Raw genomic sequence first — 16,497 nt, forward strand, 5'->3', positions numbered from 1 at the left:
ACAACGGACAGCAAACAATTCACCACCAGTCACAACCATTCACCCCGAATCGCTAACCACAACTTGTGACATCAGGCACAGATGCAAACTCAGCCACGGCTAAAATCTGCGCTCCAAAAAATGTCTGACACTATTAACTTCGGGATTTGAACGATGAAACTGAGCAAAGTAGGCGCCGGTGTTGCGCTGCTGATCTGCACTCAACTGGCAGGTTGTATGGGACAAATGGGCCTGAGTGGTCTGGTGACCAAAGGCAACCTGAGCGTGGTTGACAACCGTTATGGCCGTGCCGGTCTGTATATGCTGATGGCACCTGTTTACGGTATTGCTGCGACTGCTGATCTGTTCATTTTCAACAGCATCGAATTCTGGACCGGCAAAAACCCGATTACCGGTAAGTCTCCTGCACTGGTGGATACCCCAATCAACTCCATCATCAAGGTTAACGACAAACTGGACAAGGACCTGACCACTGCACCGGTTAAGCTGACCCAGGCCCGCATGACTGCGATTGATGCTGATACCCTGGCCATGACCATGACCTACGAAGATGGCAGCGAGCAGGTAATGACCGGTCGCAAGCAGGGCGATATGGTTGACTTCTATCTGGACGGCCAGTTTATTGCCAGCGTCAGCACCGATGAACTGCAGGCTTATGTGGCACAGCGCGCGTAATCGCGTTTGAGTGTTACAACCGCAAAAGGGCAGCGTCAGCTGCCCTTTTCGTTATATCCGGTCAACTGCTACAGCAACACCCGCTTGAAAAAGGCCACCGCCTTCTGGCACATCAGCAGCGCCAGCTCTGGATCATACCTGTTATCTTCATCCCTCATAAAGGCATGCTCGGCATTGACCTCAGTCCAGCTGAAATTACACTCCTGGGCATTCAGTTCCCGATAAATCAGCTCCCGGCCCTCGACCGGCACATGCGGGTCCTGACGGCCGAACACCAGCTGGAGCTCCCCCTGAATATCGCCGCAGCGCATCAGCGTTTGATTACCCGGTTGACTGGGCAAAGCATTGGAATGCAAATCCGTGGCATACAGACAAAATGCACCGCGAATATCCGGATTCAGCGCCGCCCGAAACGCCAGATGTCCACCGATACACACACCTATGGCACCTATCTGGCAGGAGCAAAACGCCTGTGCCCGGGCAAAATCCACCAGCGCGACGGTGTCGGAATCGTGGCTTTCCAGCGGCTTGGAGTGTTTATCAGCGTTGCCCTTGTCTTTGCCCACATCGTCGTAGCCCAGCACAGTGCCCAGAGCATTGAGCTCGTGGAATATCTCAGGAACCAGCACCACAAAACCGTGTCCGGCCAACGCCGTCGCCAGCCGGGAAATTGGCCCGGTGTGCTGGAAAATCTCGGAGTAAAATATCAGGCTGGGGAAAATCCCCTCTCGCTCAGGTCGATACAGGTAGGTTCGCATCACACCTGTCGGGGTGGCAACATCATGAACTTCCCGGGTCACTTTCATAGCTCAGTTCCTTGATCAGCAGGTGACTTGTAAGCCTTCAGTACGGTGCGCTTGTCAGAACAGCTCGTTACCGCTGCGCTCTCCCTTCAGGACAGCATGGGCGTTGGACAGCGTGGTATTGGCGATGGAATCCAGGGCCTCTTCAGTCAGAAAGGCCTGGTGGCCGGTAAACACCACGTTATGGCAGGCTGACAGACGACGGAAGACATCGTCCTGAATAATCTCATTGGATTTGTCCTCAAAGAACAGATCCTGTTCGTTTTCATACACATCCAGCCCCAATGAACCTATTTGCCCGGTCTTCAGCGCCTCCATTGCATCGAAGGCATTGAGCAAACTGCCCCGGCTGGTATTGATGACCATGACTCCCGGTTTCATCTTCGCGAAGGTTTCAGCCCGCAGCAGATGGTGATTGGCTGCCGTCAACGGACAATGCAGGCTAATAATATCGCACTGGGGCAACATGGCCTCAAGTGACACATAGGGCACGCCCAGAGCCTCCACCGCCGGATTGGGATAGGGATCGAAGGCCAGCACCTTACAGCCAAACCCCAGCAGAATGCGGATAGTTGCCAGACCGATTTTACCAGTCCCTATCACACCAACTGTCTTGCCGTACATGTTGAAGCCCACCAATCCATCGAGGTTGAAGTTGGCATCCCGGGTACGCTGATAAGCTTTATGAATTTTGCGATTAAGCGTGAGCATGATAGCGATGGTGTGCTCCGCCACCGATTCAGGTGAGTAAGCCGGCACGTTCACCACCTGCATCCCCAAACGTTTGGCGGTTTCCAGATCGACATTGTTAAACCCGGCGCAGCGCATGGCGATAACTCTGGTGCCGTGGGCGGCCAGCTCCTCCAGCACAGGGGCGCTGAGGTCATCATTTACGAAGGCGCAGATCACTTCAAAGCCGTGAGCCAGCAGCAGGGTCTTGGCCGACAGCCTGAGATCGAAATATTCAATTTCGGCATCGAAGTTGTCCTTGATTGCATTGAAATGCTGCATGTCGTAATGCTTGGCGCTGAAAAAGCCGATCTTCATCTTTTATCTCCTTCATCCGGGCACTCGCCTGCCCCGCAATGGCTTTGAGTGTATTGCATTCGCCGGTCTTTGTCCTGTGCTTCCGCCCGGCGCGCAGGCAAAGAAAAAGCGGGCACTGAGGCCCGCTTTCGAGTGTGTTACCCTGGCATTTGTTTGGAATGTTTGGGTATTACTTGTTTTCCTGCTCAGCGTACTTGGCGGCGTCAGTACCGGCGATACGACCGAAGGTCACGATATCGGAGATAGCGTTACCACCCAGACGGTTGGCACCGTGTACCCCACCGGTAATTTCACCGGCTGCGTACAGACCCTGAATGATGTTGCCCTTGGCATCTTTCACTTCGCCCTTGGTGTCGATAACCACGCCACCCATGGTGTGGTGAACAGCTGGCTTGACTTCAATGGCGTAGTAAGGACCGTGGTTCAGCTCACGAGGCATGTTTGGACGACCAAACTGCTCATCCTTGCCGCTGGCAACAGACTTGTTGTAAGCCGCTACAGAGGCTTCCAGGTTCTTGGCAGGAACGCCCATCTCCTTGGCCAGATCGGCCAGGGTAGCGCCCTCTTCCACGATGTGCAGGTGCACATAACCTTCAATCTTGCTCAGAGACTTACGTACTGCGTCATCAAATACCAGATAAGCACTGGCGCCTTTCTGTGCCAGAATCGCAGCAGAGGCCTTATCACGGGTGGTGATTTCGTTGACGAAACGGTTACCTTCGCGGTTGATCAGAATCGCACCGTTACCACGAACCGCCTCAGTCACCATGACACCGCCCACTGGAGAGTAGGTTGGGTGCGCCTGGATGTATTCCAGATCGCGGGTCGCAGCGCCAGCCTGCATCGCCACATCCAGACCGTCACCGGTTGCACCTGGGTGGTTGGTGGCAGCAAAACCTTTGAGTTTGGCGTCATACTTGGCCACGCGTTCGTTGTTGCGGGCAAAACCACCGGTAGCCAGTACCACGGCATCTGTCTTGATGACGTAGTAACCTGTGTGCTCACCTTTCACCAGTACACCGGTGACTTTGCCGCCGGCTTCCAGAATACGCACCACGCGGCTGTTCATACGAATGTCGGTACCACGCTCAACAGCAGCATCCCACAGCACCTGAGCCACTTCGGCACCCACACCGGCACCACCGGTTGGACGGTGAGAACGGTTCACACTGGCACCGCCCATACGGCCAACGTCGTTCATATCGGCGCCCATGCTCATCAGCCAGTCAATGGAGTCAGACGAGTTGTTGGCCAGTACTTTAACCAGTTCAGGATCATTGATGTTACGACCACCTTTCATGGTGTCTTCGATCATGATGGATTTCTTATCCTGAATACCCAGTTTCGCCTGAGGCTTGGTTTCGGCAGCATTCATACCACCGGCAGCCAGCTTGGTGTTACCACCAGGAATAGGTTCTTTTTCCAGCAGGATCACAGAAGCACCATTGTTGCGGGCAGCAACCGCAGCGGCCAGACCAGCACCGCCGGAACCGATAACAACCACGTCAGTAGACTCGGTTGGACCTGCGGCAATGGCCTGATCCTGGGCTTTCTTGTCTGCATCAACAGGCACGAACTTACGTTCCCACTTGCCCTGGAATGGCATGTCATAACCGAAGCTGTGGCACGCATCGCAATAAGCTACTGATTTTTCGTGGCCTTTATGACAAGCGGTACAGGCAATATCACCGATCAGGTGAGAAGAATGGGGAGAGACGATGTCTTTCGGATCATTGGCTGCAACCTCTTTCAAGTCGCCGTGACACGCCACGCACTGGGTATTTTCATACTTGAGGTTGTCATCGGTTGGCCCTTTTTCAGAGGCGTGGCAGTTTTCACAACCACCCATTTCAGTGTGAAAATCCGCCAGATATTCGGCATCGGCATAGGCCATGCCACTCATACAGGCAGATACCAGTGCTGCCAGCGCAGTTTTACGCAACACAGATTTCATGATCATTAAGCTCCCCATCCATTTTTTTCTGCAGGTGTCATCAACAGGGCATCCTAAAACACTGCAAAACAAGAAATTAAAACAATAAGATGCCACTTCGCGCCAAAAACATAGCACTATCTAAATAGAGGTATAGCTACCGGCGTCACAAATCGATACAAGCGGGTCAAGCTGAGTCAAAAACTGGAATCTGAGTAGAATTCTGCGGATAAAATTATTAATTTAAATTTATCATTTTATGGCCATTTGTTGAGCAAGCGTGCGGCTGTGATCGGCGCCCGTTCTCTCACCGGACAGAACCTGCTAGTCTTGCCCTTTTCAGAGCCATTCTTCACCAATGAAACAGTCACAGATTTCTGAGAAACAGTTCTGGGTACAGCGGCTGGGGAAAACCAGTCTGCGTGCTCTGCATATTCTGGGCATTGCCGGTTGTGGCGGCGGTATCTTATTGAACGTGCCCCAAGCCCAATGGTTGAATTACTGGATACTGGCGATGATCACCGGCAGCGCGCTGATGCTCTGGGAAGTGGTGCGCGACTGGCGCTGGCTGATCCAGCTTAAAGGCGTACTGACACTGGTAAAAATCCTGCTGCTCATACTGTTTATTCCACTGCCTGAGTACAAATCTGCCCTGTTTGTCATCATTCTGCTGCTGTCTGTGGTGGTATCCCACGGCCCTTCCGGCCTGAGACATTACTCAGTGGTACACCGCCGCCGTCTGGATGGCAAAAAAGAGATCAAAGGCTGATGTCTGACTTGCTGCAGCGCTTCCCCTGGCCTGACGCTGGTGCGCACATTCTGGATTTGGCCTGCGGCACGGGACACAGGGGATTAAGGGCACTTGAGAAAGGATATAGGGTCACGTTTCTGGACCGGGATCCGGGACGTTTGCTGCCACAGGTGGCACAACATCCCCATGCCATAGTCAGGGCACAGGATCTGGAAACAGGTAACAGTGAACTTGGAGAGCAGCAATACGATGCAGTCTGGGTATTCAACTATCTGCACCGGCCACTGATGCCCCTGATAGCCAAAGCAATCAAACCCGGCGGCATACTGGTTTATGAGACTTTTACAACCCGGCAAGCGACCATAGGCAACCCCGACAATCCGGCCTTTCTGCTTAATAAAAATGAACTGCAACAGACATTTGCCAATTGGCAACAGTTGCATTACTTTGAGGGGTATCTACCGGGTCTGAATCAGGGTCAGTTCAAGGCACAGCTTATCGCCCGTAAACCAGACTCAGACTGATGCAGTAACGCTTCAGGTCACTCCCGGCCTTAATATGCAACCGGATGCAAAGTATACCGCGGCATACCAACAAGGAGTGACAGTGTTTCCCTACCCTGATGCCTATCGGCAAATGCTGCCGCCACTGACCACAGTCGCCATGATAATGTGGGCGATTCCCGCCGCGCTGATATTCCCCGATGGCTCGGCGATGGCCAACTATCCACTGTTTATGTTGTTTGCCCTGGTGCTTGTAGAGCACCTGTATCTGATTTGGCAGGCGCAGGGAATGAGTCGGCTGGACCAATGTTTTTACGCGCTGGTGCACTGTCCGCTGGCGTTTGTGGTGTGGACCTTCAGCATTATGCATGTTGGCGGCAAAGGCTTTTGAACCGCCGCCGGGCTTGCCTTGCCGGCAGAACCTGAGTATCTTTGCCGCGCCCAAACTACGCCGGTAACCAGCATGCCCGATTTTATCTACCAACCTCCCACAGATCCCTGGCTCGATGTACTTTACGAAGACAAAGACATCATGGTGGTGGATAAGCCGTCCGGCCTGCTCTCTGTACCGGGCCGCGATCCGGCCCACAGAGACAGCACTTATGCCCGTATTCTGGAGCAGCATCCCAACGCTCAGATAGTTCACCGGCTGGATATGGCGACCTCCGGAGTGATAGTAGTGGCCCTGCGCCGCAGTGCCGAGCGCGAACTCAAGCGCCAGTTCCGTGACCGGGAAACCCATAAAATCTACTACGCCAGAGTCGCCGGACACGTGCGCCCCGAGGGTGGCAGTGTGGATTTGCCGCTGATCTGTGACTGGCCCAACCGCCCCAAGCAAAAAGTCGACCACAGCATTGGCAAACCTTCACTGACGCATTATGAAGTGGTCAGTTACGGCAAGCGCTCCACGCTGGTGAAACTTACGCCCATCACAGGGCGGTCGCATCAGCTGCGGGTGCACATGATGGCATTGGGACACCCAATCCTCGGTGACGGCTTTTATGCCGATCCGCTGGCGAAACGCCTTGCCGATCGTTTGCTGCTGCATGCTGCCGAGCTGACCATTACCCATCCTTACTCAGGTCAGCCCATGACTTTCCGCGCACCGGTGCCTTTTGAACAGGCCAGCGAAGCGCAGTAAGTGGTGCCGGCCATGACGAATGGAAGCTGCCACCGGAGATGTCATCAGTAATACCGGCATTTAGGATCAGGATACTTCACATTATTGGCTTTTTGACTGGCAAATTTTCATCAGAAATCGTAAATTACCTACTAATCATAAATAAAAGCAGTGATTTACGATGGAAATTTCCTTTCAGCGCGACAAACTGGATAACCAAATCCTCGAAGCCCTGATGCAAGATGCCAGAACGCCTTTTGCAGAGTTAGCCAAACGCTTTGGCGTCAGTGCCGGTACCATCCATGTACGGGTAGAGAAGATGAAGCAGGCCGGAATTATCACCGGCGCACAAATCACAGTGAACCCCAAGGCGCTGGGTTATGACGTATGCTGCTTCATCGGCATCAATCTTAAAAGCGCCGGTGATTATCCCGCTGCCATCGCTAAACTCAATGCACTGGAAGAAGTAGTGGAAGCCTACTACACCACCGGCAATTACAGCATTTTCGTCAAAGTCATGTGCCAATCCATCGACGGCCTGCAGCATGTGCTTATCAACCGTATTCAGTCTATCGATGAGATTCAGTCCACCGAAACCCTGATCAGCCTGCAAAACCCCATTGTCCGTGCAGTTAAACCCTGAATCATGACTCGGCCCGGTCATCGCCGGGCTTTCCCTTTGTCACCATCCCCGTTAAAAATACAGCCACAAACCCTGTAACCACTCCTTTGACATGCTCCTGCTGCCCCGTTATAGCCAAAAAGTATCGAAACACATGTTAACTACATGTTTATTTTGTGATACACAGATACAGGACTTTGGAGATTAACTCCCGAGATCGGCAAGCAATCCTACATAAGCACTATCCCGATTGAGATGAGCCGGTATCCAGCCACCCTGTGAAAGACCCGGAAGTCTGAGACTTCAACTGCGGCGGCTAAAGAGCAGTACTCTGCCCACTGGCAACCACTCTTCTGATAGTCATGGATTGGAAATAATAACAAACCAAATCAACCTGTAACGGCTAGATTTGGGAGCAGTCAAGGAAGGTTAAAGTGAAAACCAAAATCGCGTTGGCAGTATCAGCTGCTTTAATGTCATCGTTGCTGACCGGCAACATCCACGCCCAGGAAGTCCGCATCACTCAATTAAGCAAGAGTGCTGCAGATCTGGATAACATCCCAGCATCCACAACCAAACAGGCAGCAGCTCAGGAACAAACGGTATTCATGCCTGAAGCAGGCCTGGATGGACAGGCGTACCGCTACATAGTGCGTCTTGAAGACAGCCCGGTTGCACTGTATGAGGGCAACATCGCAGGTTATCCGGCAACCACCACGAAAAGCGCCGGCGAGAAACTGGATGTCACCAGTCAAAAGGTCGTTAACTACCGCTCGTTCCTGCGCAATAAACAGAATGATGTGCTTAAGTTGGCGCAGGCCAGCATAGGCAAGCTGGATATCAAACAACAAACCACCCTGGCCTATAACGGTATGGTCATTAAGATGACCCAGGAACAGGCCAAGAAACTGGCGAAGGTACCGGGAGTCGCGCATATCTACCGTGAAACCCTGAGATATCCCAATACCGATTCAGGTCCAGCGATTATCAAAGCCCCGGCCATCTGGAATGGCACCTTGCCCAACACTCAGAGCAAAGGTGAAGGCATGATCGTCGGGATCATTGATACCGGTGTTAACACAGATCATCCCTCCTTTGCGGATGTTGGCGGTGATGGCTACGATCACACCAATCCATGGGGACCCGGGGTTTACTCAGGTGACTGTGCCGGTGATTTCCCACAACTGTGTAACGACAAACTGATCGGTGTTCACAGCTGGCCAGAAGTCACTGATGAGTATGCCGATTATGATCCGGATGTACCGGCCAACGGTGAAGACCACAATGGTCACGGCTCCCACACCGCCAGCACGACTGCAGGTAACGTGCTGATTAATCAGAACGTACCGGATGTCGACAACAAAGATTCCGGCGTCGTATTTGAGCATGTATCCGGTGTTGCTCCGCACGCCAATATCGTGTCCTATCAGGTTTGCCGTCCAGGCGAGCGTGATGCTATCGCCTTTAATGGTTGTCTGCCTTCGCTGACAGTGCTGGCGGTTGAACATGCCATCGAAAATGGCGTGGACGCTTTGAATTACTCCATCGGCGGCGGTACCAGCAACCCCTGGAATGATGCCGATGCCCAGGCGTTTCTGGCTGCCCGCAAAGCAGGTATCCATGTGGCAACATCAGCCGGTAACGACGGTCCGGATCCGCAGACTGTCGGTTCACCCGGTGATGCCCCCTGGATCACCACAGTGGCGGCGTACACCCACGACCGTGACTTCTCTGACAAAACCATCAGCGACTTCACCGGTGGTGACACCACAGCGCCTGAAGCATTGACCGGTAAGGCAATGACAGGCGGTATTAGCGGACCTATCGTGTATGCCGGTGATTTCGAAAATGCTAACGATCCCGGCAATGACCCGGCACAGTGTCTTGAGCCATTCCCGGAAAATACCTTTGCGGCAGGTACCATAGTGGTATGTGACCGCGGAGTTATTGCCCGTGTGGATAAAGGTCGTCATGTTCAGGCAGGCGGCGCCGCCGGTCTGGTACTGGCCAACCTGCAGGGCGAAGCCACCAGCGTGGTTGCCGATGCTCACGTTATCCCGGCCATTCATATCGATGCGGATCAGGGTGATGTATTGCGTACCTGGCTGGCATCCGGTGAGGGTCACACTGCCACTATTGGTGGTACCGAAGTCATCCATGATGCAGCGCTGGCCAAAATTGCCGCTGACTTTACCTCCCGTGGCCCCAATGGCTCAGTACCTGATGTGATTGTGCCATCCGTTGCTGCACCTGGCGTGCGCATCTTCGCGGCCTATGCCAACGACCAGTCCGCTGGATTTAAAGAGTTCCCTGATCCCAGTGATTTTGGCTTCCTCAGTGGTACCTCGATGGCCAGCCCTCATGTGGCAGGCGCGTTAACCCTGCTGGCGGCTACCCGTCCAGATTGGAGCCCGGCTGAAGTGCAATCTGCACTGATGCTGACAGCGGATCAGAACACCTTCAAAGAGGACGGCAAGACACCATCCGATTTCTTTGATATGGGCGCAGGTTTCATCAATATCGAAGCGGCCGCTCAGTCATCTCTGGTACTGGATGAGAACTATCTGGGCTACCAGAAAGGCAATCCGGCACAGGGTGGCAAGCCATCACAAATCAACCTGGCATCCATGGCGAATGCCAGCTGTGTAGGTTCCTGCAGCTGGACCCGTACCGTTAAGGCCACTCAGGATGGAACCTGGGTTGTCGTGCCCATGGGCGCTGCCGATGGTTTCAAACTGGATGTGAAACCCAGCCATTTTGAACTGAAAGCGGGTGAAACCCAGGAGCTGCAGATTACTGCCGATATCACCCTGGCTGATGCCGGTTGGCACTTTGCCAACATAGGACTGGTGGCTGAAAACACCCCTATGTTGAAAATGCCTGTCGCCGTGAAAGGCGGTGGTGACAACCTGCCTGAAAGCTTTGAGATCGTAGCCAGCCGTAATTCAGGCTCCCTCACACTGCCAGGCTATACAGTAAAAGCTCTGGGTACAGTGACCAAGGTCGGTGCCTATGACAAGTCTGCCGATGTCGCCGGCCCCTTCACGCTGGAAGTGCCGGATGGCAGTCTGGACTATGTAGCACTGGATATCCCGGCCCTGTCCAATATCGTCTTCAGCATCTCTTCTGAAACCGCGCCGGATGTGGATCTTCGCATTCTGAACTCCAGCTTCCGCAGAATTGGTGCCAGTGCCGGCCCCGACTCCAACGAACAGGTCGCCTTCACCAACTTTGCCGCCGGCACTTACTACATTGTGGTAGACGCTTATACACCATCGGCGCCTGGCGCAACCGATGAAGTCACACTGCGTATCACCTCAATTGACCCGATCGAAGAAAATCTGGCTGACAATCTGGCGGTGTCCGTATCGCAGCAGAAAGATGCCTTTGATCTGACGTTCAACTGGTCATCTGCAGAAAACGCGGCCGGGGTCGTTGTTATTGAAGGTGAAAATGGTAACAGCAAGACTGTCGCTTACACCCTGACCCGCGGTGATGATGATGTTGAGGTAATGACTGACGCACTGGCAGAAGACATGGTTCCGGGTAAAGCCGTGAAACTGGGGTTCACCCTGCAGCCAAACCTGTCTGTATCCGACAAAACCTACACCCTGACAGCAACACTGCCTCCAGGCCATGAGGTATCGGAGATCAGCCATGGCGGCATTATGTCAGGCAATAAGATCTTCTGGTCTGTTGAGCAGCCAGCCAAAGCATCTGACAGCATCGCTGCGGATACTTCCGGCGATCCGACCGAGGTGACCTTCAAGCTGACACCACGCCTGCCAGGGGATGCGATGGAACTGAGCCTGAGTCACAGCACCAATAGTGACACAGTCGAATCGACTCACACCTTTGGTGTGCAGGAAGCGGCTCCTGAAGTCGTCATCACAGGTCCAAAAGGCGCTTATGTCGGTGAGGCGGTGACTCTGGATGCTTCTGACTCAAGCGACGCCAACAAGGACGAGCTGGAGTTCACCTGGAAGCAACTGTCTGGTGCGCAGGCGAATTTCACCGCCAAAGGCGCGACCATGAGCTTCAGCTCTCCAAGTGTCACCAGCGATGCCAAGATGGTGTTCGAGGTGACTGTCTCTGACGGCAAGAGCAATCCGGTATCAGCCTCTTATGAGTTCACTGCCAAGCCTCAGCCGGTACAGGTTGTTGACAACGGTGGCGGCTCACTGGGTTGGCTGACTGTGCTGTTGCTGCCACTGGCAGCGCTGCGCAGAAAGTGGAAATAATCTGGGATGTAATCCCGGATAAATAGCAAGGGAGGCATCAGCCTCCCTTTTTTTGACTCCAGCCTGCGATAGCCAGCCGCTGCCGTGTTGAAATATTCATAGATTCAGGTTAATTGCGTTACCCGGGTCATCACCTTATACAACTCTGTGCCCTGATAAACAGAAGCTGATGCAAAGTGCAGCACAGGGATGACATCTTCATCCAGACACAACAACCTTTGTTCATCCTGATGGCCGAATCTGTCCGGCCGCAAAATACGCGCCAAAGGCTCACCGGCAGGCAGTGGATGACCCGGCGTCGCCAGATATTCCACCAAGCCTCCCACTGGTGAGTGGTATTTACGGTAGTCCCGCAACTCGCAGGCATAACGGGTCATGGTTTTGGCTGCCATGCTGCCGTTGACGACGCACCGGCTGGTCAGATAAGCCAGTATGCCATCGCAATCTTGCTGGGCATCCTGTAAATCAATGCGCTCCTGGGATCCCAACTCCAGCGTAAAAGCCTCCACCGCAGGTGGCATATCCATCCCTTGGTTTGAGGCATATTGCGCCAATTGCCACCAGGGATAAAAAGCCGCCTCATCCATAGCCCCGCCAAATTCATTGGGCATCAGCAGTACACAGGGAATGGCGAATAACCGCGCAGCATCCTTTGCGTATCCAGGACAATACAGGTGTTTACAGGATTTGGGGCCGGTATGCAGATCCAGCACAATATCCGCCCTGTGTGCCATGGCCTGCAGGCTCAGCGCCAAACGCCTGCCAGTGGTCACGCCCCAGGGGGAAGCCAATTGCCGCTCGCATTGCGCCAACAAATGTTGACGATAGGCCTGCAGCATTGCCGCAGGTTCCAGATGGCGATGAGCATCAAACCACTGCGGCAGCTCAGGTGTCAGATCCTGATACTCACGGTTCCAGTTTACCCCTGTGATAGGGTCAAATCTTCCCAGGGTAAATTCACCACTTTTCTGGTTAATCCCCAGTGGATTGGCCAGCGGTACCAGAGTGATGCGCCCAAGCAAATCGAGTTGTTCCAGGCGTTTCATCAACTGGAAAATCACCGCATTGCCCTGCACCTCAGCGCCATGCACATTGGCTTGTATATACACGCTGGGGGCCGCCGGATCCCGTCCCTCAAAGCGGAACACCGGCAGAGTCAGCTCATGCCCGGTAGCCAGCTCCCCCACCTTAACCGTGAATTTCTGCCAGCGGCTCATAACGCTGTCTCAAACAGGTTGGAGTGCAGCGCGGCAACCACGGGAGCGGCATCTTTTTCATCCACCAATACACACAGATTATGAGGGCTTGCCCCCTGACAAATCATGCGCACATTGAATGGCTCCAGCACGGTAAATACCCGACGGCAAACACCTGAGGTAGTGGCAATGCGATTGCCGATAATCGCCACCAGAGCCAGATTGTCTTCCACCGATACCCGGCAGTGCTCTGCCAGCTCCTGCAGCAGGGCTTCACTCAAAAGGCCGGTGCCGGTACTGTCAGAGCCGGTTTTATCCAGCGTCAACGACACATTCACTTCGGAAGTGGTAATCAAATCCACGGATATTCGATGCTTGGCGAGGGTCGCGAAAATATGTGCCAGAAAGCCCTGGGCATGCAGCATCTGCAGGCTGTGCAGATTCAGCAGCGTCTGTCCCCGGCGCAACGCTACCGCCCGATAAACAGGAGGATGCTCAACCTGGTGGCGGATCCAGGTGCCACCACGCTCAGGCTCCTTGCTGGAGCCGACAAATACCTGAATTTGTCGGCGTACTGCAGGTAAGATTGTGGCAGGATGCAGCACTTTGGCGCCGAAGGTCGCCATTTCCGCAGCTTCATTGAAGCTGATTTCCTCCAGAGCCCGGGCACCGGGCGCCAGACGTGGATCTGTGGTAAAAATGCCCGGTACATCCGTCCAGATCTCCACCGCCTCGGCGCGCAGCGCTTCGGCCAGCAGCGCCGCTGAATAATCACTGCCACCACGTCCCAGCGTTGTGGTCTGTCCCTGCTCATCAGCACCGATAAAACCCTGAGTCACAATCAAATTGTCTTTCAGTAGCGGCGCCAGCTCAGTGCTGACCAACGCCTCAATATCAGCAATCTGCGGCTCAGCGCGACCAAAATGGCCATCCGTGCGCATCACCCCGCGCACATCGAAACTGCTGGCTCTGGCGCCCCGTTCACGCAACACTGCGGCAAACAGCAATGAGGAACACAACTCGCCGGTGGACAACAATGCATCCATCAGGTGCTTACCGCGATTCAGTACCAGCGCATCGCTCAGCACCGACATCTGACTCAGCAACTTGTCCAGCTCTGACGCTACCTCGGCCGGACGACCAAGACAATCCAGAATGCCGTACTGAATGGCAGCCACCGACTTGAGCAACTCCAGCCGGCGCTCATCGGTAAGATTTGCCTGAGTCAATTCGACCAGCAGATTGGTAACACCACTGGAGGCACTGACCACAACAATTCGGGTCGCAGGATTGTTCAATACTATGTCGGCGCAACGCCCCATGGCCTGATAATCAGCTACAGAGGTACCACCAAATTTGGCAACAACAGTCATACCGGCCCCTCCACTAAGTAGAATGGACGCCGTAATCTGACTTTTTTGACTTGATAAAACATGACGTTATCTCCGAACTCACATCGTCCGGAGAGCCTGGTGCAGCGACAGCACCCCATGGGGAGGGAAACAATAACTCACCAGAAGCTCTCCACCATATACAGGTGACAATCGTCAGGATTCAACCTGAGCAATCGATACGCCCGGACACAAACCCGGGTATACCTCGGCGTCAATCCCCCTGGGTGAGTTTCAAGCAGGGTTTGTGCCCCTTGACTCACTTACCTGGTTAACGCTCCTCTTCTGTGTAAACGCTGCCTCTAACATGCAGCGGAGTTAAAAACTACCAATCAAGGTTAATAAAAGTCAATCTTTGTTTAATGCACAACAAAAATATTCAACCTGAGCCACCAAAGTAGTCATGCAATTTAAAATTCCAGCTCGGGCAATTCGCTGACCAGCTGCACTCTGGCCGAGAATTCACCCAATTCAATGGCTTCCATTTGTGAATGACAGGGTAGTAACCAAAGTTGTCCATTTTCGACAAAATATATACCCAATTGTCTGAAGTGATTTCCCAGTGCCAGGGCGGCCTGTTTGTCACAAAACAGTGCCCAGCTTCGCTCCATATGTGACAGGTCGGCACTGGCGCCAATCACCCGCCGATAAGGCACGTTAAGCTGTTCGATTTTAGCCTGTAACATCCTGTCATTTAAGCGATTTTGACAATTGGCTAGAGTCGTCCCCATGGGGTTAAAAGCAGTCACAATTGCGAAAGATAATGAAGGGGAAAGAGGTTGAGTAAGCAGGAAAACAGTTTGTTGATAATGATACCAAAGCGAAGACGTGAATTGAGTCATGATTAACTTGTGATTTATCTAAGCCCCGGCCAGTGTAGCCAGTTCCGGATAAAAGGCCAAGCTTTTGTGATTAGTATCACATAGGTATTAAAAACAATCTCAAATAAATTCAGAGGGTAATGAAATTTAGATGATATAGATCACGCCCTCGGCAGGAATTTTTAACATTTAATTTGTTAACAAATGCCTAAAACGAGTACAATAGCCCGGTCTGCTGACTAACCTTCTGAACGCAAGTACAAATCGCTTTCGTTACATCTAACCTGAGTGGTTAATCAGCAAATTGAGAGTTGTACAAATTGTCATCGGTCGGCAAATAAATTTTCGGCCATCACAAAGACACAACGACTGCGGAACTATTCGCATTCAAGTGCATCGAATATTGTACAACTTCGCAATGACCAGTACTCACCCTGGTCGATTGCAAATGGGCTAATCATGGAGTGAGTCGCCGTCCTAATCCCTTCTGTTTTAGAAGAACACTCGCGATATTTACGTTTGGTACGCGCTTGTTAAGGAGATTATTCTCCCGGACGACTGTTTAATGGTTAGCACAGCACCACATTGTCAATTAGGTAAATAGCATGCAAAACCCGCACATTCTGATCGTTGAAGATGAAGCCGTAACCCGTAATACCTTAAGAAGCATTTTTGAGGCAGAAGGATATGTGGTAACTGAGGCCAATGACGGCGCAGAAATGCATAAAGCTTTGCAGGAAAACAAAGTTAATCTGGTTGTTATGGATATCAATCTGCCAGGTAAGAACGGTCTGTTGTTGGCGCGCGAATTGCGTGAAATCAATAACATTGGCCTGATCTTCCTGACCGGTCGTGACAACGAAGTTGATAAGATCCTGGGTCTTGAAATTGGCGCGGACGATTACATTACCAAGCCGTTCAACCCACGTGAACTGACTATTCGCGCCCGTAACCTTCTGACTCGCGTAAATAGCGCAAGCGCTGAGGTAGAAGAAAAGAGTTCTGTAGAATTCTACCGTTTCAACGGTTGGACTCTGGAGATCAACAGCCGCTCACTGATCAGCCCACAGGGTGAGTCATTCAAACTGCCTCGCAGTGAGTTCCGTGCCATGCTGCACTTTGTTGAGAACCCAGGCAAGATCCTCAGCCGTGCCGATCTGCTGATGAAGATGACCGGCCGTGAGCTGAAGCCACACGACCGTACTGTAGACGTGACTATCCGTCGTATCCGTAAGCACTTCGAAAGCCAGCCAGATACGCCTGAAATCATCGCGACTATTCACGGCGAAGGTTACCGTTTCTGCGGCAATCTGGAAGACTAATCCAGTTTGACCGTCATCCAAAAAAGCCAGCACTATGCTGGCTTTTTTATTGGCTCTGTCCCGTCCTGAAAT

Annotated in this window: 14 protein-coding genes and 1 riboswitch; of the genes, 8 read left to right on the forward strand and 6 right to left on the reverse strand. The window is 52.8% G+C overall.

Annotation, left to right across the window (positions count from 1 at the left end):
* Positions 1 to 153 precede the first annotated feature (153 nt).
* The gene (locus ACRRUX_RS05480; RefSeq protein ID WP_432528002.1) at positions 154 to 675 is read left to right on the forward strand and encodes a DUF3332 domain-containing protein; all 522 of its coding nucleotides are present in this window, start codon (positions 154 to 156) and stop codon (positions 673 to 675) included.
* 68 nt (positions 676 to 743) lie between these two features.
* On the opposite strand, the gene ACRRUX_RS05485 is transcribed toward ACRRUX_RS05480, so the two are convergent.
* The 3 genes from ACRRUX_RS05485 to fccA all read right to left on the reverse strand — a co-directional run bounded on the left by ACRRUX_RS05485 (position 744) and on the right by fccA (position 4,479).
* On the reverse strand, positions 744 to 1,481 hold the full coding sequence (locus ACRRUX_RS05485; RefSeq protein ID WP_432528004.1) for a dienelactone hydrolase family protein: 738 nt from the start codon (positions 1,479 to 1,481) through the stop codon (positions 744 to 746).
* A gap of 54 nt (positions 1,482 to 1,535) precedes the next feature.
* A complete protein-coding gene (locus ACRRUX_RS05490; protein ID WP_432528006.1) occupies positions 1,536 to 2,525 on the reverse strand; it encodes a 2-hydroxyacid dehydrogenase in 990 nt (329 codons plus the stop codon).
* A 169-nt stretch (positions 2,526 to 2,694) separates the two neighbouring features.
* Positions 2,695 to 4,479 (reverse strand): fumarate reductase flavoprotein subunit FccA, encoded by a 1,785-nt coding sequence (fccA, locus tag ACRRUX_RS05495; protein ID WP_432528008.1) that lies wholly within the window; start codon positions 4,477 to 4,479, stop codon positions 2,695 to 2,697.
* 337 nt (positions 4,480 to 4,816) lie between these two features.
* On the opposite strand from fccA, the gene ACRRUX_RS05500 reads away from it, so the two are divergent.
* From ACRRUX_RS05500 to ACRRUX_RS05525, 6 genes are all read left to right on the forward strand, one after another.
* A complete protein-coding gene (locus ACRRUX_RS05500) occupies positions 4,817 to 5,227 on the forward strand; it encodes a hypothetical protein (protein ID WP_432528010.1) in 411 nt (136 codons plus the stop codon).
* Entirely contained in the window at positions 5,227 to 5,733 is a 507-nt protein-coding gene (locus ACRRUX_RS05505) for a class I SAM-dependent methyltransferase (protein WP_432528012.1), read from the forward strand. Before ACRRUX_RS05500 ends, ACRRUX_RS05505 begins: the two co-directional genes overlap by 1 nt.
* Positions 5,734 to 5,815: 82 nt before the next feature.
* Positions 5,816 to 6,103, forward strand: a complete 288-nt coding sequence (locus tag ACRRUX_RS05510; protein WP_432528014.1) for a hypothetical protein — start codon at positions 5,816 to 5,818, stop codon at positions 6,101 to 6,103.
* A 72-nt stretch (positions 6,104 to 6,175) separates the two neighbouring features.
* Positions 6,176 to 6,853 (forward strand): bifunctional tRNA pseudouridine(32) synthase/23S rRNA pseudouridine(746) synthase RluA, encoded by a 678-nt coding sequence (gene rluA, locus ACRRUX_RS05515; RefSeq protein ID WP_432528016.1) that lies wholly within the window; start codon positions 6,176 to 6,178, stop codon positions 6,851 to 6,853.
* 160 nt (positions 6,854 to 7,013) lie between these two features.
* Positions 7,014 to 7,475: a transcriptional regulator AsnC gene (asnC, locus tag ACRRUX_RS05520; protein ID WP_432528018.1), complete on the forward strand. Its 462-nt coding sequence runs from the start codon at positions 7,014 to 7,016 to the stop codon at positions 7,473 to 7,475.
* A gap of 413 nt (positions 7,476 to 7,888) precedes the next feature.
* Complete coding sequence (locus tag ACRRUX_RS05525; protein WP_432528020.1) at positions 7,889 to 11,695, forward strand: S8 family serine peptidase; 3,807 nt, start codon at positions 7,889 to 7,891, stop codon at positions 11,693 to 11,695.
* Between the two features lie 104 nt (positions 11,696 to 11,799).
* Here ACRRUX_RS05525 and ACRRUX_RS05530 read toward each other — a convergent pair whose 3' ends face one another.
* The 3 genes from ACRRUX_RS05530 to ACRRUX_RS05540 all read right to left on the reverse strand — a co-directional run bounded on the left by ACRRUX_RS05530 (position 11,800) and on the right by ACRRUX_RS05540 (position 15,124).
* Positions 11,800 to 12,912 (reverse strand): succinylglutamate desuccinylase/aspartoacylase family protein, encoded by a 1,113-nt coding sequence (locus ACRRUX_RS05530; RefSeq protein WP_432528022.1) that lies wholly within the window; start codon positions 12,910 to 12,912, stop codon positions 11,800 to 11,802.
* A complete protein-coding gene (gene lysC / locus ACRRUX_RS05535) occupies positions 12,909 to 14,264 on the reverse strand; it encodes a lysine-sensitive aspartokinase 3 (protein WP_432528024.1) in 1,356 nt (451 codons plus the stop codon). The genes ACRRUX_RS05530 and lysC overlap by 4 nt, the downstream gene beginning before the upstream one ends.
* Positions 14,265 to 14,400: 136 nt before the next feature.
* Positions 14,401 to 14,575: riboswitch (Lysine riboswitch) on the reverse strand.
* A gap of 117 nt (positions 14,576 to 14,692) precedes the next feature.
* On the reverse strand, positions 14,693 to 15,124 hold the full coding sequence (locus ACRRUX_RS05540) for a DUF3293 domain-containing protein (protein WP_432528026.1): 432 nt from the start codon (positions 15,122 to 15,124) through the stop codon (positions 14,693 to 14,695).
* A gap of 584 nt (positions 15,125 to 15,708) precedes the next feature.
* Here ACRRUX_RS05540 and arcA point away from each other — a divergent pair.
* The gene (gene arcA / locus ACRRUX_RS05545; protein WP_115138103.1) at positions 15,709 to 16,425 is read left to right on the forward strand and encodes a two-component system response regulator ArcA; all 717 of its coding nucleotides are present in this window, start codon (positions 15,709 to 15,711) and stop codon (positions 16,423 to 16,425) included.
* The last annotated feature ends 72 nt before the right edge of the window (positions 16,426 to 16,497 follow it).

Source organism: Shewanella sp. GXUN23E (genome assembly GCF_050865035.1).
In the GTDB taxonomy this organism is placed as follows: Bacteria; Pseudomonadota; Gammaproteobacteria; order Enterobacterales; family Shewanellaceae; genus Shewanella.

Excerpts from the sequence above, each read along its gene's own strand:
- asnC (WP_432528018.1), top strand. The coding sequence starts at position 7,014 with ATGGAAATTTCCTTTCAGCGCGACAAACTGGATAACCAAATCCTCGAA.
- arcA (WP_115138103.1), top strand. The coding sequence starts at position 15,709 with ATGCAAAACCCGCACATTCTGATCGTTGAAGATGAAGCCGTAACCCGT.
- ACRRUX_RS05540 (WP_432528026.1), bottom strand. The coding sequence starts at position 15,124 with ATGACTCAATTCACGTCTTCGCTTTGGTATCATTATCAACAAACTGTT.
- ACRRUX_RS05500 (WP_432528010.1), top strand. The coding sequence starts at position 4,817 with ATGAAACAGTCACAGATTTCTGAGAAACAGTTCTGGGTACAGCGGCTG.
- rluA (WP_432528016.1), top strand. The coding sequence starts at position 6,176 with ATGCCCGATTTTATCTACCAACCTCCCACAGATCCCTGGCTCGATGTA.
- lysC (WP_432528024.1), bottom strand. The coding sequence starts at position 14,264 with ATGACTGTTGTTGCCAAATTTGGTGGTACCTCTGTAGCTGATTATCAG.
- ACRRUX_RS05485 (WP_432528004.1), bottom strand. The coding sequence starts at position 1,481 with ATGAAAGTGACCCGGGAAGTTCATGATGTTGCCACCCCGACAGGTGTG.
- ACRRUX_RS05490 (WP_432528006.1), bottom strand. The coding sequence starts at position 2,525 with ATGAAGATCGGCTTTTTCAGCGCCAAGCATTACGACATGCAGCATTTC.
- ACRRUX_RS05530 (WP_432528022.1), bottom strand. The coding sequence starts at position 12,912 with ATGAGCCGCTGGCAGAAATTCACGGTTAAGGTGGGGGAGCTGGCTACC.
- ACRRUX_RS05505 (WP_432528012.1), top strand. The coding sequence starts at position 5,227 with ATGTCTGACTTGCTGCAGCGCTTCCCCTGGCCTGACGCTGGTGCGCAC.
- fccA (WP_432528008.1), bottom strand. The coding sequence starts at position 4,479 with ATGAAATCTGTGTTGCGTAAAACTGCGCTGGCAGCACTGGTATCTGCC.
- ACRRUX_RS05480 (WP_432528002.1), top strand. The coding sequence starts at position 154 with ATGAAACTGAGCAAAGTAGGCGCCGGTGTTGCGCTGCTGATCTGCACT.